The following is a 21180-nucleotide window of genomic DNA, read 5'->3' as shown; positions in this document are numbered from 1 at the left end:
GCGCAATGATGCGAGCCCGATGGGATGTCATTTCCGTCCTGCAAACGTGCGCGTGGAAGGAGAACCCCATGACCGACCGACGGAATACGGAGATCACCCCATTCCGACCCGTGGTACCGGATCACGAGATCAACGACCTGAGAGAACGCCTCAGCCGAGCCCGGCTCCCTGAACAGGAGACGGCGCCCGGCTGGGCACAGGGCATCCCCCTCGACTACCTCACCGAGCTCATCCGCTACTGGCGCGACGAGTACGACTGGCGGCGCCTGGAGGGCGAGCTGGCCTCGCGCGGACAGTCGCACACGGTCGTCGACGGCCTCGGCATCCACTTCCTCCATGTCCGGTCCTCACGACCGGATGCTCGTCCGCTGCTGATCACGCACGGTTGGCCGGGCTCGGTCGTCGAGACCCTCGACGTGATCGACGCGCTCACCGAGCCGGGCGAGGGCGAGCCCGCCTTCCACCTCGTCATCCCGTCCCTGCCCGGATTCGGGTACTCCGAGAAGCCGGCCGATGCGGGGTGGGGCATCGAGCGCATCGCCGACGCCTGGGTCTCGCTGATGGCCCGGCTCGGCCACGACCGTTTCCTCGTTCAGGGCGGCGACTGGGGCGCCATGGTCACGATCACGATCGCCGTGCGCCACCCCGAGCGGGTTTCTATGATGCACACCCTTGTGCCGTGGGCTCCGCGCCCCGACGGATTCGACGACACCACCCTCACGCCGACCGAGCGGCGCTGGCTCGAGGAGTACGCCGAGTTCGGGCGCTCGGGGCGCGCCTACGCGCTCCAGCAGTCCACAAGCCCGCAGACGATCGGATACGCGCTGGTCGACTCGCCGACCGCCCAGCTCGCCTGGATCGCGGAGAAGTTCTTCGAGTTCTCCGACTCGGAGACCAACCCCGAGGAGGCGGTGTCCCGGGACCGCATCCTCGACGACGTCTCGCTGTACTGGTTCACCCGCACCGGTGCGTCCGCGGCCCGGCTGTACTGGGAGAGCTTCCGCGGTCTCGGCATGCCGGACCAGAACATTCCCGTGACGGTGCCGGCTGCCGTGACGGTCTTCCCGCGCGACCTTCAGAAGCTGCCCCGCTCATGGGTCGAGGAACGCTACCGCGACCTGCGCTACTGGAGCGTGGCCGAGCGCGGGGGCCACTTCCCGATGCTCGAAGTGCCCGAAGCCTTCTGCGCGGAGACCCGTGTGGCATTCGCCCACGCTCCGGCGTGACGGCGGGGCCGCGTCTTGCGGCCCGCCTCGTGAACGACACCCACCGTCGGGACTGTAAAACGTACGTTTTACAGTCCCGACCGAGGTTCAGACACAGGCACTTGTCTTTTGCGGTCTGCTCCGTCGTGGACTACTCCGTAGCCGCGAGGGTGAGCGGGTCCAGGCCCGCGAAGTGGTAGTTGAGGTAGGCGGCGAGGATGGAGAGGACGGCCGCCTGTCGGCCGGGGGATGCTGGCTGACGCGAGCCCACGCCCACTCCGGTTCGCCACGCATGCCCAGATGAACGACGCGGACGGCGATCCACACGTCCTGGTCGTGCTCGATGCCGGCTACGACGCCCCACGGTTGGCTCACCTGCTGTCCGACTTGCCCGTCGAGATCCTGGGCCGGACTCGGTCGGACCGGGTGATGCGCCGCCCGACTCCACCACGGGTCTACGACCCCAAGGGCGGCAGCCCTCCGAAGCACGGCGGCGAGTTCGTCTTCGGTCGACCGGACACCTGGGGCGAGGAGCACGTGGTGACCGTCTCGGACACCCACCGGTACGGGAAGGCGACCGCACGGGCCTGGGACCGGCTGCACCCGCGGCTTACGCGCCGAGCCGCCTGGCTGGACCACGCCGACGAACTGCCGCTCATCGAGGGCACTGTGATCCGGCTGGAGGTCTCCCGCCTGCCGTCCGGCGCCGAGCCGAAGCCGGTGTGGCTGTGGTGGTCCAGGGCCGGCGCCACCGCCAGCGAGGTCGACCGATGCTGGCAGGCGTTCCTGCGACGGTTCGACGTCGAGCACACCTTCAGGATGATGAGGCAAACCCTGGGCTGGACCGCTCCCCGTCTTCGGAACCCGGAAGCCGCCGACCGGTGGACCTGGGTGATCGTCGCTGCCCACACCCACCTCCGCCTCGCTCGTCCGCTGGCTCGGGACCTCCGGCATCCCCGGGAGAAGCCAGCCCCGCCCGAACGTCTCACCCCGGCCCGTGTCCGGCGGGGGTTCCGGAACATCCGTCCAACGGCCGCCACCCCAGCCGGTGCGCCGAAACCCTCCCGCCCCCGCCCCGGCCGGCCACCAGGGACGAAGAACGGGCGACCCGCCACCCGGCATGACGTGGGACGAGTCCTCGCCACCGGTCAGATCTACCAGCGGCCCGCCCACCACAAGGTTGGCACCAAGCCGCGGCGAACTGGATAGAAGACAAGCTGAGGGCCTGTCGTCAAACTGACGTCTGCCGCGCGGCGCATGGCACGCACGCTCGCGGCGTTGCCGAAATGGCCAAGTAGCTCCGCTACGAGACCATTCCGGCGCCTTGCGATCGCACGCACCATGCGGCGCGCGGCCGCCCTTCGGGCGACGACGGCAGTTTGACGACAGGCCCTAGGCTGCCAACCGGCACCGTCCCCGACCCAGGAGCGCGCAAGATGTTCGACCCCGCCCAGCAGCACCCGTATCCCGACGCGTTCCGGCCGGACGCAGCGCCTGCCCCGCACGCTCTGCTCGCACCGTTGAGCGGGTTCCTGGGTACCTGGGCCGGACGGGGCAGCGGTGAGTACCCGACGCTCGCCGAGGAGTTCCGGTACGCGCAGCAGGTGACCTTCAGCCACGACGGGCGGCCCTTCCTCCATTACGAGGCGCGCGCCTGGCTGCTCGACGCGGACGGCGCCCCGCTGCGGCCGTCCGCACGGGAGAGCGGCTGGTGGCGGATGCAGGAGGACGGGCGGGTGGAGGCGCTGATCACTCAGCCCACCGGTGTCGCGGAGATCCTGACGGGCCGTGCGGCCGACGGCGCGGCCGACCTCGCCACCCATCAGGTCGCTCTCGCGCCCACCGCCAAGGAGGTCAGCGCCACCCGCCGCCGCTACACGCTGACGGACGACGGCACGCTCGAATTCGTCCACGACCTCGCGGCGGTCGGCCGGCCGCTCCAGCACCACCTTTCGGCGCGGCTCCGGCGCGAGGGCGGCAGCCGGCCGCACTGATCCGCTCGCCGGGACGGGGCGCCTGCCGTCGTCCCGTCCGGCGGCGCCCCCGCTCATACCCCGGACAGCACGTTCCGCAGCCGCGCCGCGAACGCCCGCGGATGCGTGGTGTTGCCGTTGTGCCCGCCGGGGAACGGGACGACCTCCCGGCCGACCAGCTCGGCGAGGCTCTGTGCGCACTGTCCGACGAAGACGGATGACGCCGTGGTGCTGCCGCTCGCGGGCACGATACGTACGGGAGTCGCCCGCAGCGCTTCCCGGTCGAGCTCGGATTCGATGACCGCGGTGAAGTCGCGCTCGATGAAGAAGCCGAAGTTGGCGACACGGCGCGGGGTGAGCGGCATCGGTGTGAGCTCCGGCTCGGTCTCCTGGCGCGCCGGATCGATGCCGAGGACCCGGGCGATCTCGGGGAAGGCCGCTGCCAGACCGCCGTCGCGGTAGACATCCTGAAGATGCGCCAGCTCGGCGCGGTGTCGCTCGCGCTCTCCGGTGGGCAGCAGGGGCGGTGCGACCGGGTCGTGCGCCACGAGCAGCCCGAGCTGTTCGGGGTGGGTGATCGCCAGATGCAGCCCGATGGCGGCGCCCATGCTGCACCCGAGCATCAGGGCGGGCTCATCGGCCAGTTCGGCCAGCAGCCGGTGCACGTCGTCGGCGTGCTGCGCCATGGTGATGCGCTGTCCGGGATCGTCGAGCGTGCTGCGGGAGAGGCCCCGGCGGTCGTAGGTGACCACGGTCCAGCTGTCCACGAGCCGGTCGACCAGGTCGGTGCTGCGATCGGCATCGCCCTCACCGCTCTGGGAGACGAGCAGCAGGGGGCCGGAGCCGCGGACTTCGTAGTAGAGCGTGGCGCCATCGGTGTCGAGGAACATCAGGTTCTCCCTGTCGCGGGGGTGGGCGGCGCCACGGGCGCCGGTCGATGCACCACACCCTAGTACATCTATTTCGATGCATCAATAGAGATGCAGTTGTGCGACGCCGTGTCGGCGGAGGTGCGGAGTCGCGGGTGCCGCAACTGTCGGGCTTGGCGAAATGTCCCGATTGGGTGGCTAGTCGTAAAGATCATCAATAGTCTATGAATAGGATATTAAGGTCTCCCTTTTCATAGCCCAAAGACTATGAATATTGAGCAAATCACCCTTTTCGGGCTCAGTGGCCAGCGTCACCTTTCCGGCCCGTGATGCGATGCGTCCGGCCTCGGTTCCCTGTCGCGCCAAGAAAGTTGACTTCCCCTGAAGGGTCTGATGCTGAGCATTTCCTTTAATTGATCTTGCGAATCAATTGGGATCAAGAATTCCGGGCTTGTTTCCTCCGGCGTTTTTCGCTTACGGTCACCGTCAATCCGGACGGAACGCCGAATCCTGCCGCCGTCCGGGAACCCGACCCACTCACGTACGGCAGGAGCGGGGGACCCAGGTTTACTGCCGGTCCGGAATCCGGAGCGGCTAGGGGTTAAGTCGCCATCACGTGCGGCCGGACATCTCCAGTCCGAACCCGACAGCTCACCTCGCAGGCGGCGGAGAGGAAATGCGCCATGCCCATCACGGGTAAGTACCGTCGTTTCAAGTCCACCACCCTGACCCGCGGTTTCATCGCCGTGAGCACGGGCGGAGTCGTTCTCGCGCTCCCCCTGATCGGGGCCGGATCGGCTTCTGCCGCACCGGCACACCCCACCGTCGCGGAAAAGTCGGCGTCCTCGACCCCCTTTGCTGCCAAGGGAATTGCGGCCCACAAGGCGGAGTCCACCGTCTATTCCGTGGTCTCCGGCGATTCGCTTTCCAAGATCGCCCGGGGGCATTCCCTCAGCGGTGGCTGGGAGCGGCTCTACCAGGACAACCGGAGTACGGTCGGTGGAAACCCCGACCTGATTCACCCGGGCCTCAAGCTGACCATCGGTGCCAAGTCCGTTGCCGTAGCGCCGAAGGCGGCTCCCACCGCCGAATCGAAGGCAAAGCCCGCGACCGAGGCGAAGCCCGCGACCGACGCCGCCCAGTCGTCCGACCGGTCCGAGGGGACCGACCGCGCCGACCGCTCCCAGCGGACGGTCGTGCCCGTCGCGGAGAAGACCACCGGGACCACCGCCACCGAGACCGCGGCCACCGCTCCCGCGCAGGCCGCGACGGCGTACACCGACGACCTCGACGGCTGGATCAAGGAGTCGCTCGCCGTGATGGCCCAGAACGGCATCCCGGGCAGCTACGACAGCATCTACCGCAACGTGATCCGCGAGTCCTCCGGCAACCCGCAGATCGTGAACAACTGGGACTCGAACGCCGTCGCCGGCACGCCCTCCAAGGGTCTCCTCCAGGTGATCCAGCCCACCTTCGAGGCCTACCACGTGGCCGGTACGTCGACGGACATCCTCGACCCGGTCGCCAACATCACCGCCGCGTGCAACTACGCCGCGGCCACCTACGGCTCGATCGACAACGTCTTCGGCGCCTACTGACATACCCCCGCTCCGCCTTCGGGAGGAGCCGGGCGCAGGGGTGGGAAGGAGTCACACGGCTCCCTCCCACCCCTTTCGCGTGCCTTACAGCCCCTGCGGCCCGCAGCGGGCTCCCGGCCTGCTCCGGCCGCCTCGCAACCGGGTGCGCGATGGCACTATGAACCTTTCATCCCGCGCGCTACCCTCCGCCGCATGATTTCCACGGTGGTCTGGGGAACCGGCAATGTCGGCCGCGCGGCCATCCGCGCCGTCGAGGCCCATCCGGCCCTGAATCTGGCGCATGTGCTTGTTCACGACCCGGGCAAGGTGGGCCGCGACGCGGGCGACCTCGCCGGGACCGGCCGCGATCTGGGCGTCGCGGCGACCGACGACATCGACGCGGTGCTGGCCACCGCTCCCGGCGCGGTGGTGTACGCGGCCTCGGGGGACATCCGCCCCGACGAGGCCCTCGCCGACATCACCAGGGCCGTCCGGACCGGGGCGGTGGTCGTCACCCCCGCCCTGTACGCCCTCTACGACCAGCGGAGCGCCCCGCCCGAGCTGCGCGAACCGGTCCTGGCCGCTGTCGCGGACGGCGGCGGCTCACTGTTCGTCTCCGGCGTCGACCCCGGCTGGGGCAACGACGTGCTGCCCCTGATGATCAGCGGACTCGGCAGCACGGTCGACGCGATCCGCTGCCAGGAGATCTTCGACTACTCCACCTATGACCAGCCCGACGCGGTCCGTGACCTGATCGGCATGGGACACCCCATGGAGTACGAGCCGCTGATGCTCGCGGCCTCCGTCCCGACGATGGTGTGGGGCGGGCAGCTGCGGCTGATGGCCAGGGCGCTGGGCGTGGAGCTCGACGACATCCGCGAGACCATGGCCCGGCGGCCGCTGGAGACGACGGTCACCACCCGGACCATGGGCGTGTTCGAGGCGGGCACCCAGGGCGCGGTGCGGTTCGAGGTGCAGGGCATCGTCGAGGGCGAGCCCCGCATCGTCATCGAGCACGTCACCCGCATCCACCCGTCCTGCGCCCCGGACTGGCCGTCGCCGCCCGACGGCGCAGGTGCGCACCGCGTGATCATCGAGGGCCGTCCGCGCATCGAGGTCACCGTCGAGGCCACCGACGAGGACGAGAACCGCTCGGCGGGCGGCAACGCCACCGCGGTCGGCCGGCTGGTGAACGCCATCGACTGGCTGGTGGACGCGGAACCCGGACTCTACGACGCACTCGACGTCCCCCTGCGCCCCGCAGCCGGCCGGCTCGGAAGGAAGCAGTCATGATCATCGACATCCCCGAGGGCCAGGAGCCGATCGGATACGTGTGGGGCGACATGGTCCCCGGAATCGGGATGGCCGCCGCGAACTTCTCCCTGTCGGTGTACGAGCACACCTCACTGGGCCTGCGGGAGTTCGAGGCCGCCCGGCTGCGGATCGCCCAGATCAACGGGTGCCTGTTCTGCCTGGACTGGCGCACGGAACGGGACGGCGAGAAGGTCGAGGAGGAGTTCGCCGACGCGGTGGACGAGTGGCGCACCGCCGAGGCCTTCGACGACCGGACCCGGCTGGCCGCCGAGTACGCGGAACGGTACGCGCTGGACCACCACGGTCTGGACGAGGAGTTCTGGACCCGGATGACCGCGCACTACAGCCAGCGCGAGATCGTCGAGCTGAGCATGAGCATCGGCTCCTGGCTGGCGTTCGGCCGCCTCAACCACGTACTGGGTCTCGACGCCGTGTGCGTGCTGCCCGGCCACTGAACCGTGAGCAGGACGCCCCGGGCCCGTCCGTTGTGCCCCCGGGCCCGGGGCGTACCCAGGAGGAGACCCGTCCCTTCATCTCCTCCTGGCCGGTCTGCCGCGTCGGGCCGGTGTCACAGATCGGTGGCGATGATCTTCTCGATGTTCCGTTCGGCGAGTGCCGTGATGGTGACGAACGGGTTGACGCTGGTGTTGCCGGGGATCAGCGCGCCGTCGATCACGTACAGGCCCGTATACCCGTGCAGGCGACCGTAGTTGTCGGTGGCCCTGTCCAGCACCGCGCCTCCGAGGGGGTGGTAGGTGAGGTGGTCGCCCCAGATCTTGTACACACCGAAGAGGTCCGTCCGGTAGATCGTCCCCTCCTTCGCGTTGATCTTGTCGAAGATCGTCTTGGCCATGTCGATGGACGGCTGCTTCCACGCCGTCTGCCAGTCCAGGTCGACCTTGCCCGTCGCGGGGTTCCATGAGAACTGGGCCCGGTTCGGGTTCTTCGTGATCGACAGGTAGAACGAGGCGAACGTCTCGATCCCGGTCGGCAGCGGCGCGACCTCGGCGAACGCGCCGCCGGCGGCCCAGTTGTCGATGCCGCCGCAGGGGATGCTCGACTGGACCGCGCCGGTCGGGTCCCACAGGTGGTTGGCGCGGCCGCACATGACGTTGCCGTTGTCGCCCCAGCCCTTGCCGATCTCGTCGTTGAGGGCGGGCAGCTTGCCGGTCGCCTTCAGCTCGGTCAGCAGTTTGCTCGTGCCGACGCTGCCGGCCGCGAAGAACACCTTGTCCGCGGTCACCGTCTTGGTGGCCTCTGTGCTCCCGTCGGTGCGCAGCTGGTCAATGACGACGGTGTAGCCGCCGGCCGACGCCGGAGAGACCGAGGTCACCTTGTGCAGGGGCGAGATGGTGACGTTTCCGGTCGCCATGACCTGGGCGAGGTAGGTCTTCTGCAGCGACTTCTTGCCGTAGTTGTTGCCGTAGAGGATCTCACCCGCCAGTGCCGACTTGGGTACGGTGCCGGCCGCCTCCTGCTCCATGTAGTCCCAGTCGTACACGTCGGGCACGAAGACGAACGGGAAGCCTGAGCGCTGGGCCTGCTTGCGGCCGACCCGGGCGTACTTGTAGCAGTCGACGCTGTCGAACCAGGCCGGGTCCACGGTGCCGACGCCGAGGCCGGAGTTGGCGCGCGGGTAGTAGGTGGAGTACATCTCGTCGGCGTTGACCGTGGGGAGGACGGCGCCGAAGTTCTCCCGCTTCGGGGTGACGGCCATGCCGCCGTTGACCAGTGAGCCGCCGCCGACGCCGCGCCCCTGGTAGACCGTGATGCCGCTGAAGTCCTCGGCGTCCAGGATTCCGGTGTAGCGGGGGATCGAGCGGTCGATGGGGATGCCGAAGAAGTTGCTGAGGGGCTGCTTGGTCTTGGTGCGCAGCCAGTACGAGCGGCCGTCGGGGCTCGTCGTGTTGGCGAAGATCTTGCCGTCGGAGCCGGGGCTGTCCCAGGACATGCCCATCTCGACCATGTGCACCTTGATGCCCGCGCGGGCGAGCCGCAGGGCGGCCACGGAGCCGCCGTACCCGGTGCCGATCACCAGGACCGGAACGTGCTCACCGCTGCCGATCACCGTGGCTCGGGCGCGACTCGCCGCCTGGGCGACGGTGGCGTGTCCGGAGAGGGCCGCAGCCCCCACTATGAAACTTGTTCTAGCGATGAATCTGCGACGCGAGACACCGCTCGATCCCTTGTCGGGTAAGCTTGAGTCCGTCATGTGACGTTCCTCACTCTCGATCGAATGGGAACGAGTTCTACTGTCGCTCGCGCAAGAAGTCACTACATACCTGCGAGTAATTTCTCTGAGGTCGGACCGCCCGCCGGATGTCGCCCGCCCGCCGCCTCCAGGTGCGGCACCCGGGCCCCGCGTGGATGCTGGGAGGGTCAGCGTTCCATGAGGAGGACAGTCATGAGCATGCTCGACAAGATCAAGGACCTGATGAAGGGGCACCCGGACCAGGCCCGCCAGGGAGTCGAGAAGGGCGGCGACATCGTCGACAAGAAGACGGGTGGCAAGTACGGCGGCCAGGTCGACTCCGCCCAGCAGAAGCTCAATGACCAGCTCGGCGACAAGCGGCCGCCCGCCGATGACCGGTAGAGCGGCCCGGACGTCCCGACAACCCTCGCACGGTCGCAACGGAGCGGCGGTCGCCATCGATGGCGACCGCCGCTCCGTTCGTTCGTAGGAGACTTCTTCGATTTGCGCTTCGTTCGGGGCGACTTCGTTCGGACGTGACTCCGGTCGTGGCGCAGGTCAGTTGTGGCCGAACTTGCGCTCACGCCTGTGCGAGACCTGTTCCGAGATCGCCTTCACCCCTTCGGGCGCGGGCGCGGTGCTCGTCTGTTCCTTGGGCTCCGCGGTCGCGGAGTGCTCATGGCCGCCGCTGCGGGCGCCACGGTTGTGCCGGCTCTGCTTCTTGCCCATGATCGTGCCTCCTGTGCGGATGTCGGACGATGGGCCGCCTTTCACACTCGCATACAAGTGTAAAGGGTGCATTTATGTGCATAGGGTGCTCGCTGTTCCGTGGTGCCCCTGTCTGAAGTGCGGAGCACGGCCGCCCGGGAGCATGCTGGGTAGGTGACCTGGTACGGCGCGGCCCGGGGTGCTCCGCTCAGCGAGGGCGCCGGTGTGCCCGGGAGACTGAAGGACGGCCGGGCGCCGGACGAACTGTCCCTGGTGCTCGCCCAGGCCGTCGTGAACGGGGTCGAGGCCGCGGGCGGACAGGCGGGCGGGGCCTTCCTCCGCTCCCGCACACCGGGACTGCTGCGGCTGGCGGTGCTGGCGGGACTGCCCGGACCGCTGTTCCGCCCCTGGTGGCGGATGCATGTGAACCGCCCGTTCCCGGTGGCCGACGCCTTCCGCAGGGGCCAGGCCGTCCACCTCGCCGACCCCGAGGAGGCCATGCGCCGCTACCCGCAGCTGATGGCGGGCCTGCCGTTCCCGTTCGGCTCCCTGTACGTGCCGGTCAGGTGCGGCGGCGAACCGGTCGGGGTCCTGACGATCCTGCGTCCGGCGACGCCCGGGAAGCCGGTGGGAACCGCGGAACGGCGCAGGCTCGGCACGGTCGCCGAAGAGCTGGGGACCGCACTGACGGAGCTGGCGTCCGCCGGTACGGAACCGCGCTGGGACGAGGAGCCGCTCCCCGTCCAGCTGCCCGCGGGCAGCTCGCCGCCCGTACGGATCGGCCGCTTCGACTGGGACCTGGCCAGCGGCGCCGTCGGCGCCGACGCCGAACTGTGCGCGATCCTCGGCACCGAGCCCGCCGAGTTCCCGGGCACGATCGACGCGCTGGCCGCGCGACTGGCTCCGGAGGACGTCTACGGACTGTGGGCCCTGGCCCGCCAGGCGGCGGGTTCGGGCGGCCCCGTCGTACGCAGGATGCGGCTGCGCGGCCCCGACGGCCGCTCGCACCTGCTGGAGGTCTCGGGCCGCCGGGACGGCGCGGCCGGGCCCGGCGCGGCGAGCCATCTGACCGGATTCCTGGTGGACCTCGGCATCGGCCCGGTCGTTCCGGAGGCGGCCGACCGGCTGCCGCGGGGCATCTTCTCGCTGGACCGCTTCGGCCGGATCACCTACCTCAACGACCTGGCCGAGCAGCTCCTCGGCCACGCCAGGTCCGAGCTGGTCGGGCGGGTGCTCTGGGAAGTCCTTCCGTGGTTCGCCAACCCCGCGTACGAGGACCACTACCGGTCCGCCATGATCTCCGACGAGCCGGTCCACTTCCTCGCCCGGCGCAACCCGCCCCCCTGGCTCGCGATCTCCCTGTACCCCGGCCACGAAGGGCTGACGGCCGTACTCACCCCCACCGAGGAACCCTCCTACGCGCCGGGCTCCGTGTCCTCGCCGGGGCTGGGCCTCGGTTCCCCCGCCGACCGCTCCGCCGCGCTCTACCGGCCGGTCGCGCTGGCCATCGCGCTGACCGAGGCCGTCACCGCCCGGCAGGTCTCCGCCGTGGTGACGGAGGAGCTGCTGCCCGCGTTCGGCGGCAGGCAGCTCGCGATCTACCTGCTCAAGGAGGGCCGCCTCTACCTGGAGTGGGAGACCGGCTTCCCCAAGGGCTTCCTCGACGGATTCGACGGCGTCGGACTGGACGCCCGCATCCCCGGTGTGGAAACGCTGACCTCCGGCCGCCCGATCTTCTTCGAGTCCATGCAGCACCTGGGCGCCGCCTACCCCGGCATCCCCATGGACGCGGATGTCGGCGCCCGCGCGTTCCTGCCGCTGATCGCCTCCGGACAGCATGTCGGCTCCTGCATCCTCGGCTTCGACCAGCCGCGCGGTTTCAGCCCGGAGGATCGCACCGTCCTGACCGCGCTGGCGGGTCTCATCGCCCAGGCACTGCAACGGGCCCAGCGGTACGACACGGAGGCCGCCCTCGCCCGCGGACTGCAGGACGTCCTGCTGCCGCACCGGCTGCCCGTCGTCGATCACGTCGCCACCGCCGGCCGCTACCTCGCGGGCACCCAGGGCATGGACGTCGGCGGCGACTGGTACGACGTCATCGAGACGGGCGAGCGGGTGGCCCTGGTCATCGGGGACGTCCAGGGACACGGCGTCGCTGCGGCCGCCACCATGGGCCAACTACGCAGCGCGGTAAGGGCCTTCGCGCTCAGCGGACACGATCCGCAGGAGGTGATGAGCGGCACCAACCGGCTCCTCATCGACCTCGATCCCGGCCAGTTCGCCAGCTGCTGCTACATCGTCCTGGACCCGGCCACCGGGATCGCGCAGGCCGTGCGCGCCGGGCATCCGCAGCCCGTGCTGCGCCACCCGGACGGCACGGCCGAGGTGCTGGACCTGTCGGGCGGAATCGTGCTCGGTGTCGCGCCCGACGCCGCCTACCCCGTCAGCGAACTGCACCTGGCCACGGGCGCGATGCTCGCCCTGTACACCGACGGGATGGTCGAGCAGTCCGGAACGGACATCGACGTCGGCATCGAACGGCTGCGCCGCATCCTCGCCGATTTCGGTCCGGCCCCGCTGACCGACACGGCGGACCACGTGATCGCACGGGCCAGACAGGCCCCGGACCGGCCTGACGACATCGCCCTGCTGCTCGCCGGCCGCTGGGAGGAGACGGACGACACGAACAGCGCGGACGGCGGCGCGGACAGGACGGCCCGGACCCCGTGAGCGCGGCTCAGGCGCGTATCCGGGGTACCCGCCCCGCTGCCGACGCGGCTTGCGCACGTACCGACCGAATGCCGAAACGCGTAGTCCCGAAGTCTTTCACCAGGCAGGATGGGGCCGGTGAACAATCCTCCAGCCGGCCCGACCGGCGCTCTGATCGATGAACTCCGCACCGCGTACGACGCCCAGTTGCGTGGGGTCACCCCGCCCGGCGGCTCGGCCCGGATCGAGACGGACGGCCCCTTGACCCGCGTCGTCGGCTGGCACCGCGGCTTCGTCACGGGCCCGCGCGACCTCGGTGTGGACGGGGCGGCCCTCGACGAACTCATAGCGCGGCAGCGTGACTTCTACGCCGCCCGCGGTGAGGCGGTCGAGTGGAAGACCCGCGCCCACGATCTCCCCGCCGACCTGACCGACCGTCTCGCGGCGGCCGGCTTCACCGCCGAGGAGAGCGAGACCGTGCTCATCGGGCAGTCCGCCGCCCTCGCCGCCGATCCCGTGCTGCCCGACGGCGTCGTCCTCCGGCGCGTCACAGCCAAGGCCGACCTCGAACGGATCGCCGCCATGGAGAGCGCAGTCTGGGGCGAGGACTGGAGCTGGCTCGCGGACGACCTGGCCGCCCGCATCGAGAACGCCCCGGAGAACACCGTCGTCCTCGCCGCAGAGGCGGGTACCGAAATCGTCTGCGCCGCCTGGCTGGTGTTCAAGGACGGAGCCGACTTCGGTGGCCTCTGGGGCGGTTCCACGCTCAAGGAGTGGCGCGGGCGCGGTATCTACCGCGCGCTGGTCGCCCGACGCGCGCAACTCGCCGCCGCCCGCGAGGTCCCCTACCTCTACGTGGACGCCTCCGCCGACAGCGCACCGATCCTCACCCGGCTGGGCCTGCACGCGGTCACCACGACGACCCCGTACGTCTGGTCCCCCTGACGCGCCCTCAGCGCCGGCGCGTCTTCGGGGCGGGAACGAGACGTACGGCGGTGTTGAGGACATGGTCGATCACATCGCGCGAGGGGTTGTCCGTCAGATTGCTGAGCAGCCTGGCCAGCGTGTTGAGCAGGAACGGCGAGCCCATCACGTACCGGTTCAGGACGGGCTGGAACCCCGACCGGCTGAAGACGAGATCGGCGGCCGTGTTGCCCAGCCGGTAGTAGCGCCCCCAACGCCGGTTCATCTCCGCAGGGTAGTGGTGCAGCGCCCGCTCCCGGCGGGGACCCGCGGGCATCGCCAGGGCCAGTGCGGCGCTCTCGGCGGCGACCTCCCCGGCCTCCAGGGCCTGGCCGATGCCCTCACCGTTCCACGGGCTGATCATGCCCCCGGAGTCGCCGACCAGGAGGAGGCCCCGGGTGTACAGCGGATGGCGGTTGAGGCCCAGCGGCAGCGCCGCGCTGCGCACCGGCCCCTCGGCGTTCTCCTCGCGGAGCCCCCACTCGGGCGGTGTACGGGCCAGCCACTGGTCCAGGGTCGCCCGCAGATCGGGCTTGCCGTGGCGGCGGTGGGGGATCGCGCCGAGTCCCACGTTGACGCGCCCGTCACCCATCGGGAAGATCCAGCCGTACCCCGGCAGGAAGCGGTCGCTCCTGGGAAAGCGGAGGTCGGCCCAGAGCTCCAGATACTCCTCCCGGGAGCGTTCGGGGCTGCGGTAGTAGCGGCGGGCCGCCGTGGCGATCTGGCGCCTGGTGTCCCGTTGCAGTCCCATCGCGAGGGCCAGCCGGGCGGAGGCTCCGTCAGCGGCGATGACGACCGGCGCCCGGTGCACCACCGGGTCCGCCTTACCGGACACCGCGCTCACGCCGGTGATCCGCCCGGCCCGGTCGGTCACCGGTTCCGTCACCTTCACCCCGGTACGCAGCCGGGCCCCGGCGGCGACGGCGTGGCGGGCCAGGATGTCGTCGAAGTCGTGGCGGCTGCGGGTGAGGCCGAAATCCGGGTAGCCGCCCAGCGCGGGCCAGTCGATCCGCACCTGCCGGTCCCCGGTCACCCAGCGCATCCCGCGCGACCGCGTCCAGCCCGGCGCGTCGATGTCGACGCCCATCCGGATGAGCTGGTGCACCGCGCGCGGCGTGAGGCCGTCCCCGCACACCTTCTCCCGGGGGAAGCCGGACTTCTCCAGGAGCAGCACGTCCACGCCCGCGCGGGCGAGGTGGAAGGCGGCGGACGAGCCGGCCGGCCCCGCCCCCACCACGATCACCTGCGCCTCCTCCGGGCCGCCGGGGGACTGTTCGTCGGGCGGGGACTGGTCTGCGCGCGCTTCCCGCATCGGGAACCCTTTCCTGGGGCGGCCGGAGCCGCCCGGCAGGGCAGCCCTGTACACCGACATCCTGCCGGTTCGCACCGCTGGGCGGCAGGGTGATCATGCGTGCGAGGTGTGCGGGATTCCGGTTCGTCCGGTACGGCCGCCGCGACGCGCCCCGGGGCCGCACGGTGTGCGGCCCCGGGGCGGACAGACGGACGAACAAGTGGTGAAGGGACGAGAGGTGGACGCTGACGGTTCAGTACGGCAGCGGACGCCCGGACGGCGTGCGCAGATCGAGCGGCGGCGGCCGCGACGGAAGCTGGGGACGTCTGACAACCCTGATGCGGCCCATTGCCACCACCTCCTACCGGTCACCCGACCTATGCCCTGCGGTGTGCCGTTCACACCCCGCGGGGCCGGTGATCGCTTTCCGTGACCGGGCCCGGCCTACTCCCGCGGTCCGCGGCCCGCGTCGGCGAGCAGCCGCTCGATCCGGTCGAAGCGTTCGTGCAGCAGCTGGGCGGTCTCCTCCCGGACGTGACGCGCGCCCTGTTCCGCCGCCGCGGCGAGCCGGTGGCGACGCCTCTGCTCGTGCCCCACGAACCAGGTGGCGAGAGCCGCTGTGACCATCCCGTAGGTGGTGATGCCCACGCCCATCACCACGACAGCGACGATCCGGCCCCACAGGGTGACCGGGTAGAAGTCGCCGTACCCCACGGTCGTCGCGGTCTCCGCCGACCACCACAGCGCCCGGGGATAGCTGGTGATGGTCGCGGCGTGCCCGGCGTGCTGTTCCGCCGCGAGCACCGCCCAGGAGCCGGCGAGCAAGGTCAGCGCGAGGAGCACCGTCGCCCAGCCCACCGCCTTCAGATGGAGCGAACGGCCTTCCCGGCCGAGCAGCAGCTCGACCGCCTTGGTCAGGAACACAGGCACCATTTCGGGATCATGCCCGGCCGCTGCCCGCGCCCACCGACGGGCGCGCACCGGCGGGAGTCCGCGTCACCCGTTCGGAACGCCCTGCCGGGTCCCGGCCGGGGACGCCGGGCCCGCACAGTGGCTCCGCTCCGCATTCCGGACCTGGCATTTCGTGTTAAACCTGAAGATGTGGGTGGTACAGGTCGGTTCCGGGCGTGGTTTCACCACCCCGCCCGGCGGCCGCATCGGCACGATGGCGGACGCGCGGGCGGTGAGCGGCGTGCGTCCCTCGAACCGGACGTGAAAGGGCTCTCGGCCGGCCGCAAGCTGCGCGCCCGCTTCAGCTCCCGCACCGTTGCCGGGCAGGTCTTCTTCATGACACTGGGGATCGTGCTGCTGCTCGTGGCGGCCGCGGTCCTCTCACTGGTGCTCCAGGGCAGACGCGACAGCGCGCACGAGGCCGGGGCCCGTTCGATGAGCGTGGCGCAGTCCTTCGCCAACGCACCCGGCACCGCCGCGGCGCTGGACAGCAAGGACCCCACCGCCGTACTGCAACCGCTCGCGGAGAGGGTCCGGGAGCGAACCGGCGTGGAGTACGTCGTGGTGGCCGGGACCAACGGAATCCGCTACACCCACCCCGACCGCGAACGGATCGGCAAGCACATCGTCGGCCCGTACAAGGAAGCCCTGGACGGCCGCGCCTTCACCCGGACCTTCACGACGAGCCGCGGCCCCGCCGTCGTCTCGGTGGCCCCCGTCCTGCGGACCGACGGAACCGTCGCCGGGCTGGTGTCCGTGGGTATCACGGTCGAGACCGTGAACGCCGTGGCCGAACCGAGCATCCCGTTGGCCATCGGTACGGCGCTGGGCGCACTGGTCCTCACGGCGGGCGCCGCCGCCCTGGTGAGCCGCCGGCTGCGCCGCCAGACACACGGCCTCGGCCCGACCGAGATGACCCGGATGTACGAGCACCACGACGCGGTGTTGCACTCGGTCCGCGAGGGCGTCCTCATCGTCGGCGCCGAACACCGGCTGCTGCTCGCCAACGACGAGGCGCGAAGACTCCTCGGGCTGCCCGCCGACGCCGAGGGACGCGCCGTGACCGAGCTGGGTCTGGAACCGCGTACCGCCGAACTTCTGGCCTCCGGCAAGGTCGCCACGGACGAGGTGCGGCCGGCCGGGAACCGGCTGCTCGCCATCAACCTCCGTCCCACGGCCGAACGCGGCGGGCCCCCGGGTGTCGTGGCGACCCTGCGGGACACCACAGAGCTGCGGGTCGTCACCGGCAGGGCCGAGACCGTGCGGGAGCGTCTCAGGCTGCTGTACCGCGCGGGCGCCCGGATCGGCACCACCCTCGACGTCACCACGACCGCACGGGAACTCGCCGAGGTCTCCGCCCCCGGATTCGCCGACTGCGCGACGGTCGACCTCGCGGACGCGGTGCTGCGCGGAGAGGAACCGGAGCCACCCTCCGGAGAGGTGATAAACGTACGCCGCACCGCCGTCTCCGGCGCCGTGAGCGGCCACCCCCTCTACCCGCTCGGCCGAGTCATCGGCTTCGTACCCACCGGCCCCGAAGGCATCGGCAGCAGCAGCGGCCACACCTGGATGGTGCCCGACCTCACCGCGTCCGAGCAGTGGCGGCGGGCCGACCCGGAACAGTCCGCGAGGATCCTGGAGTACGGATTCCACTCACTGCTCTCCGTACCGCTGCACGCGCGCGGGGTCATCCTCGGCATGGCGAACTTCTGGCGCGCGGAGACCGAGGAGCCCTTCGACGCCGAGGACCTGTCCTTCGCGGAGGAACTGGTGGCCCGCGCGGCCGTCAGCGTCGACAACGCCCGTCGCTACACCCGCGAGCACGAGATGGCCGTGACCCTGCAGCGCAGCCTGCTCCCACGCGGCGTGCCGGAACAGAACGCCCTGGACGTCGCCTTCCGCTACCTGCCGGCGCAGGCCGGGGTGGGCGGGGACTGGTTCGATGTGATCCCGCTGTCCGGCGCACGGGTCGCTCTGGTCGTGGGCGACGTCGTCGGGCACGGTCTGCACGCCGCGGCGACCATGGGCCGGCTGCGCACCACGGTGCACAACTTCTCCACGCTGGACCTGCCGCCCGACGAACTCCTCGGCCACCTCGACGAACTCGTCGTCCGGATCGACCAGGACGAGCAGACCGACGACAGCGTCGCCGTCACCGGGGCCACCTGTCTCTACGCGATCTACGACGCCGTGACCGGGCGCTGCTCGGTGGCCCGGGCCGGCCACCCGGGGCCCGCTCTCGTGCTGCCCGACGGCACCGTCGAGTTCCCCGAGATCCCGGCCGGCCTGCCCCTCGGGATCGGCGGGATGCCCTTCGAGACGGTCGAACTGGAGGTGCCGGAGGGAAGCCGGCTGGTCATGTACACGGACGGCCTGATCGAGCGCAGGGACCGGGACATCGACGAAGGCCTCGAGGAACTGCGCCAGACCCTGGCCGACCGCGACCGGACCCCGGAGGAGACCTGTGACGACGTGCTGGAGGCCCTGCTGCCCACCCGGCCCGGCGACGACGTCGCCCTGCTGGTGGCCCGTACCCGCACCCTCGACCCGGCCCGGCGCGTGCAGTGGGAAGTGGCCCCGGACGCCTCGGCCGTCTCGGGTGTCCGCAAGGAGGCCACCCGGTGGCTCACCGACCAGGGGCTCGACGAGGAGGGTTTCGTCACCGAGCTGATCCTCAGCGAGCTGGTGACCAACGCCATCCGCTACGGCTCCGAGCCCATCACCGTACGGCTGCTGTACGACCGGGCGCTGATCTGCGAGGTGGCGGACTGCAGCAGCACCTCGCCGCATCTGCGCTACGCCGCGACCACCGACGAGGGCGGGCGAGGCCTTTTCCTGGTCGCCCAGTTCGCGGAGCGCTGGGGTACCCGGTACACCGCGCGCGGCAAGGTGATCTGGTCCGAGCAGTCGCTCGGTGAGCCGGAGCCGCCACCCGAATAGGGGACCGTAACGACGGCGGTGCGGGGTCCGGCAGCGACTGCCGGACCCCGCACCCCTCGTTCACCTCATGAGCGGTGTCACGGGAAGGACACCACGTTGGACGGGACGGTCGACGTCCCCGACGTGGGCGCTCCGGTGTTGTTGATGACGTGGTCGTACTGGCCCTGGCCGCCGAGCGAGACGACGAGCAGGTCGTGGAACTTCACTCCGGGCTTCACCGGGGCCTCGAAGCCGTGGCCCTGGATGATCGTCGGGTCCACGTTGTAGTAGCAGTAGCTGCCCAGGCCCCACCCTTCGTGGGTGGTGACGGAGTCGTCGACCTTGTAGGCCGCGTATCCCTTGGTGTTGCCGTTCTGGACGGCCGCCTGGTTGGGGGCGTCGTACGACTTCTCGTTCTGGAAGAAGATCGTCTTGCCCCGCTCGCCGGACCAGCGCACGTCGTACTTGTTGAAGTGCTCGACGAACAGTCCGGTGGCCAGCACGTCGTCGCCGTTGACCTGGAGGCCGTAGTCGGACCGGTTGGTCTCCCAGCCGACTCCGTCTCCGTGGTCGGCGCGCCACAGCCAGGTGTGGTCGACGATGGTGTCGTCGTTGTTGATCACCATGGCGGTGGTGGCCTTGCCTGCTCCCGCGCCGCCGACCCGGACGAACACGTCCTGGACGGTGGTCGGGTTCGCCGAGTGGTCGGCGGACGCGCCGTCGGGGCCGACCTGGACCAGGACCTGGGAGTTCTGCGGACCGGCGTCGACGAGCAGACCGGCGAGCTTCACGCCGTCCACGTCACCGACCTTGATCGCGGTGACCCCGTTGTCCGGGATGATCGTGGCGAGGCCGAGGCCCAGGACGACCGTGTTGGCGCGGTCGATGTTGATCGTCTGGTTCACGTGGTAGATGCCGGGCGTGAACAGCAGGTGCAGGCCCTGCTGCACGGCCGCGTTGATGGTGGCGGCGGAGGCCCCGGGCTTGACCACGTAGAACTGGCTCAGCGGGATGGACTCGCCCTGCGGCGTGCCGTTCCACGAGACACCGCGCGCGTTGGTGCGCTTGGCCGGGACGAAGACCTTGTAGTCGTTGCCGTCCAGGTAGAGGAACGGCTTCTCACGCGAGACGGGGGTGGTGTCGAGCGTGGTGTACGGGGGGTTGGGGAAGCTCTGGGCGGGGGCGCCCTCGACGCCGGAGAACGTCATGTTCCAGACGCCGTTGCCCCAGCTGCCGATCGAGCTGTCGCGGGTGTACCACTGCTGCTGCGAGTACGGGCCGACCTGGCCGTCGATCTTGCTGTCGGCGATGTACCCGCCGCTCGCCCAGCCGTAGCCGTTCGGAGCGAGGTTGAGTCCGCCCTTGACGTGCATCCGGCGGAACGGGGCGGCCTGCGAGACGGCCCAGCGGTCGGTGCCGCTGACCGGGTTGAGCGCCAGGTTCTCCGCCGAACGCCAGAAGTTCTGGGTGGCGTTGCCGTTGAACCAGCCCGCGTCCACGGTCACGTCACCGTTGAAGGTGGTGTCGTCGGGCTTGAGGCCGAGACCGGCGATCGAGGTGTAGAACCCGATCTGCGCGTTGAGGTTGTTGTACGTGCCCGGCTTGAACATCAGCGCGTAGCGGCCGTCACCGAACTGCGCCGACTCCTGCTTCTTGAAGATCTCGTCGACCTTGGCCTGGATGTTGGGCATCGAGGGGTCGAAGACCAGCACGTTGGGGCCGAGGTCGCCGCCGCCGGGAATCTGCGGGCCGCCCCCGCCGCCGGTGGTGCCGAAGACCTGGAACTCCCAGAGCGAGTAGCCGTACTGGGTGGCTCGCGTGGTGCCCGTCAGCCTGACGTAGCGCGCGGTGCCGGAGACGTTCAGCGTCTCGTTCCCGCCGGGGCCGGTGGTGGTCGAGTAGGCGGTGCTCCAGGTGCTGTTGTTCGTGGAGAACTCGATCTTGTAGCTCTTGGCGTAGGCGGTTTCCCACTTCAGCGCGATCTGGCTGACCGAGGCGGACGAGCCCAGGTCGACCTCGATCCACTGGGGGTCGGAGGCGGCGCTCGACCAGCGGGTGCCGTTGTCGCCGTCCACTGCGGAGGCGGCGGGCGTGCCGTAGTTCTCCTGGCTGGAGGCGGTCACCGTCTTGCCCTGCGAGAGCAGCGCGGGTGCCGCGCTCGCGGGGGTCGAGGGGACGAAGGCCAGGAGGGAGACGACGAGACCGGCGACGGCGGTCAGTACGCCGGTACGTCTTCTTCTGGTCGAGGCCACGGGTCTGTGGAACACGGGGGGTGCGTACATGGGTGAGTCTCCTGAGTCGCGGTACGGGTGCACGACACGAAGCCGGAGAGCGCTCTCTCCGACCGATGGGGATACTTCTCCCTCCGTTCCCTACGCGTCAATAGGTGTGCAACACCCGGTTGTTCGGCGGTCGTTGAGAACAAGAGTTGACGACTGAAATCTCACGGTTGACCCGGTTCCACACGCCTTCGTGGCCACCCGGCCATGGATCTGACACGGCGTCGATTC

At 70.2% G+C, this 21180-nt stretch carries 15 protein-coding genes, 1 pseudogene and 1 riboswitch; of the genes and pseudogenes, 10 read left to right on the top strand and 6 right to left on the bottom strand.

The features are described from left to right. Window positions 1-68 precede the first annotated feature (68 nt). The 3 genes and pseudogenes from OG892_RS03240 to OG892_RS03230 all read left to right on the top strand — a co-directional run bounded on the left by OG892_RS03240 (window position 69) and on the right by OG892_RS03230 (window position 3199). On the top strand, window positions 69-1226 hold the full coding sequence (locus tag OG892_RS03240; protein WP_328867978.1) for an epoxide hydrolase family protein: 1158 nt from the start codon (window positions 69-71) through the stop codon (window positions 1224-1226). A 294-nt stretch (window positions 1227-1520) separates the two neighbouring features. Beyond that, window positions 1521-2414 (top strand): annotated as a pseudogene (locus tag OG892_RS03235) (transposase); the annotation flags it as partial. A gap of 227 nt (window positions 2415-2641) precedes the next feature. Continuing rightward, complete coding sequence (locus tag OG892_RS03230; protein ID WP_371628403.1) at window positions 2642-3199, top strand: FABP family protein; 558 nt, start codon at window positions 2642-2644, stop codon at window positions 3197-3199. Window positions 3200-3252: 53 nt separating this feature from the next. On the opposite strand, the gene OG892_RS03225 is transcribed toward OG892_RS03230, so the two are convergent. Beyond that, complete coding sequence (locus OG892_RS03225; protein ID WP_371628402.1) at window positions 3253-4068, bottom strand: alpha/beta fold hydrolase; 816 nt, start codon at window positions 4066-4068, stop codon at window positions 3253-3255. Between the two features lie 470 nt (window positions 4069-4538). Next, a riboswitch (cyclic di-AMP (ydaO/yuaA leader) is annotated at window positions 4539-4725 on the top strand. Between the two features lie 5 nt (window positions 4726-4730). Here OG892_RS03225 and OG892_RS03220 point away from each other — a divergent pair. The 3 genes from OG892_RS03220 to OG892_RS03210 all read left to right on the top strand — a co-directional run bounded on the left by OG892_RS03220 (window position 4731) and on the right by OG892_RS03210 (window position 7393). Then, entirely contained in the window at window positions 4731-5645 is a 915-nt protein-coding gene (locus tag OG892_RS03220; RefSeq protein WP_073736084.1) for a LysM peptidoglycan-binding domain-containing protein, read from the top strand. A 192-nt stretch (window positions 5646-5837) separates the two neighbouring features. Continuing rightward, window positions 5838-6917: a dihydrodipicolinate reductase gene (locus OG892_RS03215; RefSeq protein ID WP_073736083.1), complete on the top strand. Its 1080-nt coding sequence runs from the start codon at window positions 5838-5840 to the stop codon at window positions 6915-6917. Next, window positions 6914-7393 (top strand): carboxymuconolactone decarboxylase family protein, encoded by a 480-nt coding sequence (locus OG892_RS03210; protein ID WP_073736082.1) that lies wholly within the window; start codon window positions 6914-6916, stop codon window positions 7391-7393. The genes OG892_RS03215 and OG892_RS03210 overlap by 4 nt, the downstream gene beginning before the upstream one ends. A gap of 113 nt (window positions 7394-7506) precedes the next feature. On the opposite strand, the gene OG892_RS03205 is transcribed toward OG892_RS03210, so the two are convergent. Beyond that, a complete protein-coding gene (locus tag OG892_RS03205) occupies window positions 7507-9150 on the bottom strand; it encodes a GMC oxidoreductase (RefSeq protein WP_371628401.1) in 1644 nt (547 codons plus the stop codon). A gap of 192 nt (window positions 9151-9342) precedes the next feature. Here OG892_RS03205 and OG892_RS03200 point away from each other — a divergent pair, with 192 nt between their 5' ends. Then, window positions 9343-9531 (top strand): antitoxin, encoded by a 189-nt coding sequence (locus tag OG892_RS03200; protein WP_073736080.1) that lies wholly within the window; start codon window positions 9343-9345, stop codon window positions 9529-9531. Window positions 9532-9687: 156 nt separating this feature from the next. Here OG892_RS03200 and OG892_RS03195 read toward each other — a convergent pair whose 3' ends face one another. Then, window positions 9688-9858 (bottom strand): hypothetical protein, encoded by a 171-nt coding sequence (locus OG892_RS03195; protein WP_199884421.1) that lies wholly within the window; start codon window positions 9856-9858, stop codon window positions 9688-9690. A 153-nt stretch (window positions 9859-10011) separates the two neighbouring features. On the opposite strand from OG892_RS03195, the gene OG892_RS03190 reads away from it, so the two are divergent. Further along, complete coding sequence (locus OG892_RS03190; RefSeq protein ID WP_371628400.1) at window positions 10012-12567, top strand: SpoIIE family protein phosphatase; 2556 nt, start codon at window positions 10012-10014, stop codon at window positions 12565-12567. Between the two features lie 117 nt (window positions 12568-12684). Further along, window positions 12685-13491: a GNAT family N-acetyltransferase gene (locus tag OG892_RS03185; protein ID WP_242436700.1), complete on the top strand. Its 807-nt coding sequence runs from the start codon at window positions 12685-12687 to the stop codon at window positions 13489-13491. A 7-nt stretch (window positions 13492-13498) separates the two neighbouring features. Here the strand turns inward: OG892_RS03185 and OG892_RS03180 are convergent, their stop codons facing one another. After that, a complete protein-coding gene (locus tag OG892_RS03180) occupies window positions 13499-14821 on the bottom strand; it encodes a geranylgeranyl reductase family protein (RefSeq protein ID WP_328867983.1) in 1323 nt (440 codons plus the stop codon). A 423-nt stretch (window positions 14822-15244) separates the two neighbouring features. Next, window positions 15245-15733, bottom strand: coding sequence for a potassium channel family protein (locus OG892_RS03175; RefSeq protein ID WP_073736077.1), 489 nt, complete (start codon window positions 15731-15733; stop codon window positions 15245-15247). A gap of 354 nt (window positions 15734-16087) precedes the next feature. Between OG892_RS03175 and OG892_RS03170 the strand changes: the two genes are divergently transcribed. Continuing rightward, complete coding sequence (locus OG892_RS03170; RefSeq protein WP_371631566.1) at window positions 16088-18691, top strand: SpoIIE family protein phosphatase; 2604 nt, start codon at window positions 16088-16090, stop codon at window positions 18689-18691. 77 nt (window positions 18692-18768) lie between these two features. On the opposite strand, the gene OG892_RS03165 is transcribed toward OG892_RS03170, so the two are convergent. Then, on the bottom strand, window positions 18769-20952 hold the full coding sequence (locus tag OG892_RS03165; protein ID WP_371628399.1) for a discoidin domain-containing protein: 2184 nt from the start codon (window positions 20950-20952) through the stop codon (window positions 18769-18771). Window positions 20953-21180 lie beyond the last annotated feature (228 nt).

It is taken from the genome of Streptomyces sp. NBC_00341, from assembly GCF_041435055.1.
GTDB lineage: Bacteria > Actinomycetota > Actinomycetes > Streptomycetales > Streptomycetaceae > Streptomyces.
Note: the sequence above shows the minus strand (reverse complement) of the source record. Positions and strands in the feature narration are given on the sequence as shown.

Coding starts and splice junctions, on each gene's coding strand:
- OG892_RS03240 (WP_328867978.1), top strand. CDS start 69: ATGACCGACCGACGGAATACGGAGATCACCCCATTCCGACCCGTGGTA.
- OG892_RS03230 (WP_371628403.1), top strand. CDS start 2,642: ATGTTCGACCCCGCCCAGCAGCACCCGTATCCCGACGCGTTCCGGCCG.
- OG892_RS03225 (WP_371628402.1), bottom strand. CDS start 4,068: ATGTTCCTCGACACCGATGGCGCCACGCTCTACTACGAAGTCCGCGGC.
- OG892_RS03220 (WP_073736084.1), top strand. CDS start 4,731: ATGCCCATCACGGGTAAGTACCGTCGTTTCAAGTCCACCACCCTGACC.
- OG892_RS03215 (WP_073736083.1), top strand. CDS start 5,838: ATGATTTCCACGGTGGTCTGGGGAACCGGCAATGTCGGCCGCGCGGCC.
- OG892_RS03210 (WP_073736082.1), top strand. CDS start 6,914: ATGATCATCGACATCCCCGAGGGCCAGGAGCCGATCGGATACGTGTGG.
- OG892_RS03205 (WP_371628401.1), bottom strand. CDS start 9,150: ATGACGGACTCAAGCTTACCCGACAAGGGATCGAGCGGTGTCTCGCGT.
- OG892_RS03200 (WP_073736080.1), top strand. CDS start 9,343: ATGAGCATGCTCGACAAGATCAAGGACCTGATGAAGGGGCACCCGGAC.
- OG892_RS03195 (WP_199884421.1), bottom strand. CDS start 9,858: ATGGGCAAGAAGCAGAGCCGGCACAACCGTGGCGCCCGCAGCGGCGGC.
- OG892_RS03180 (WP_328867983.1), bottom strand. CDS start 14,821: ATGCGGGAAGCGCGCGCAGACCAGTCCCCGCCCGACGAACAGTCCCCC.
- OG892_RS03175 (WP_073736077.1), bottom strand. CDS start 15,733: ATGGTGCCTGTGTTCCTGACCAAGGCGGTCGAGCTGCTGCTCGGCCGG.
- OG892_RS03170 (WP_371631566.1), top strand. CDS start 16,088: ATGACACTGGGGATCGTGCTGCTGCTCGTGGCGGCCGCGGTCCTCTCA.
- OG892_RS03165 (WP_371628399.1), bottom strand. CDS start 20,952: ATGTACGCACCCCCCGTGTTCCACAGACCCGTGGCCTCGACCAGAAGA.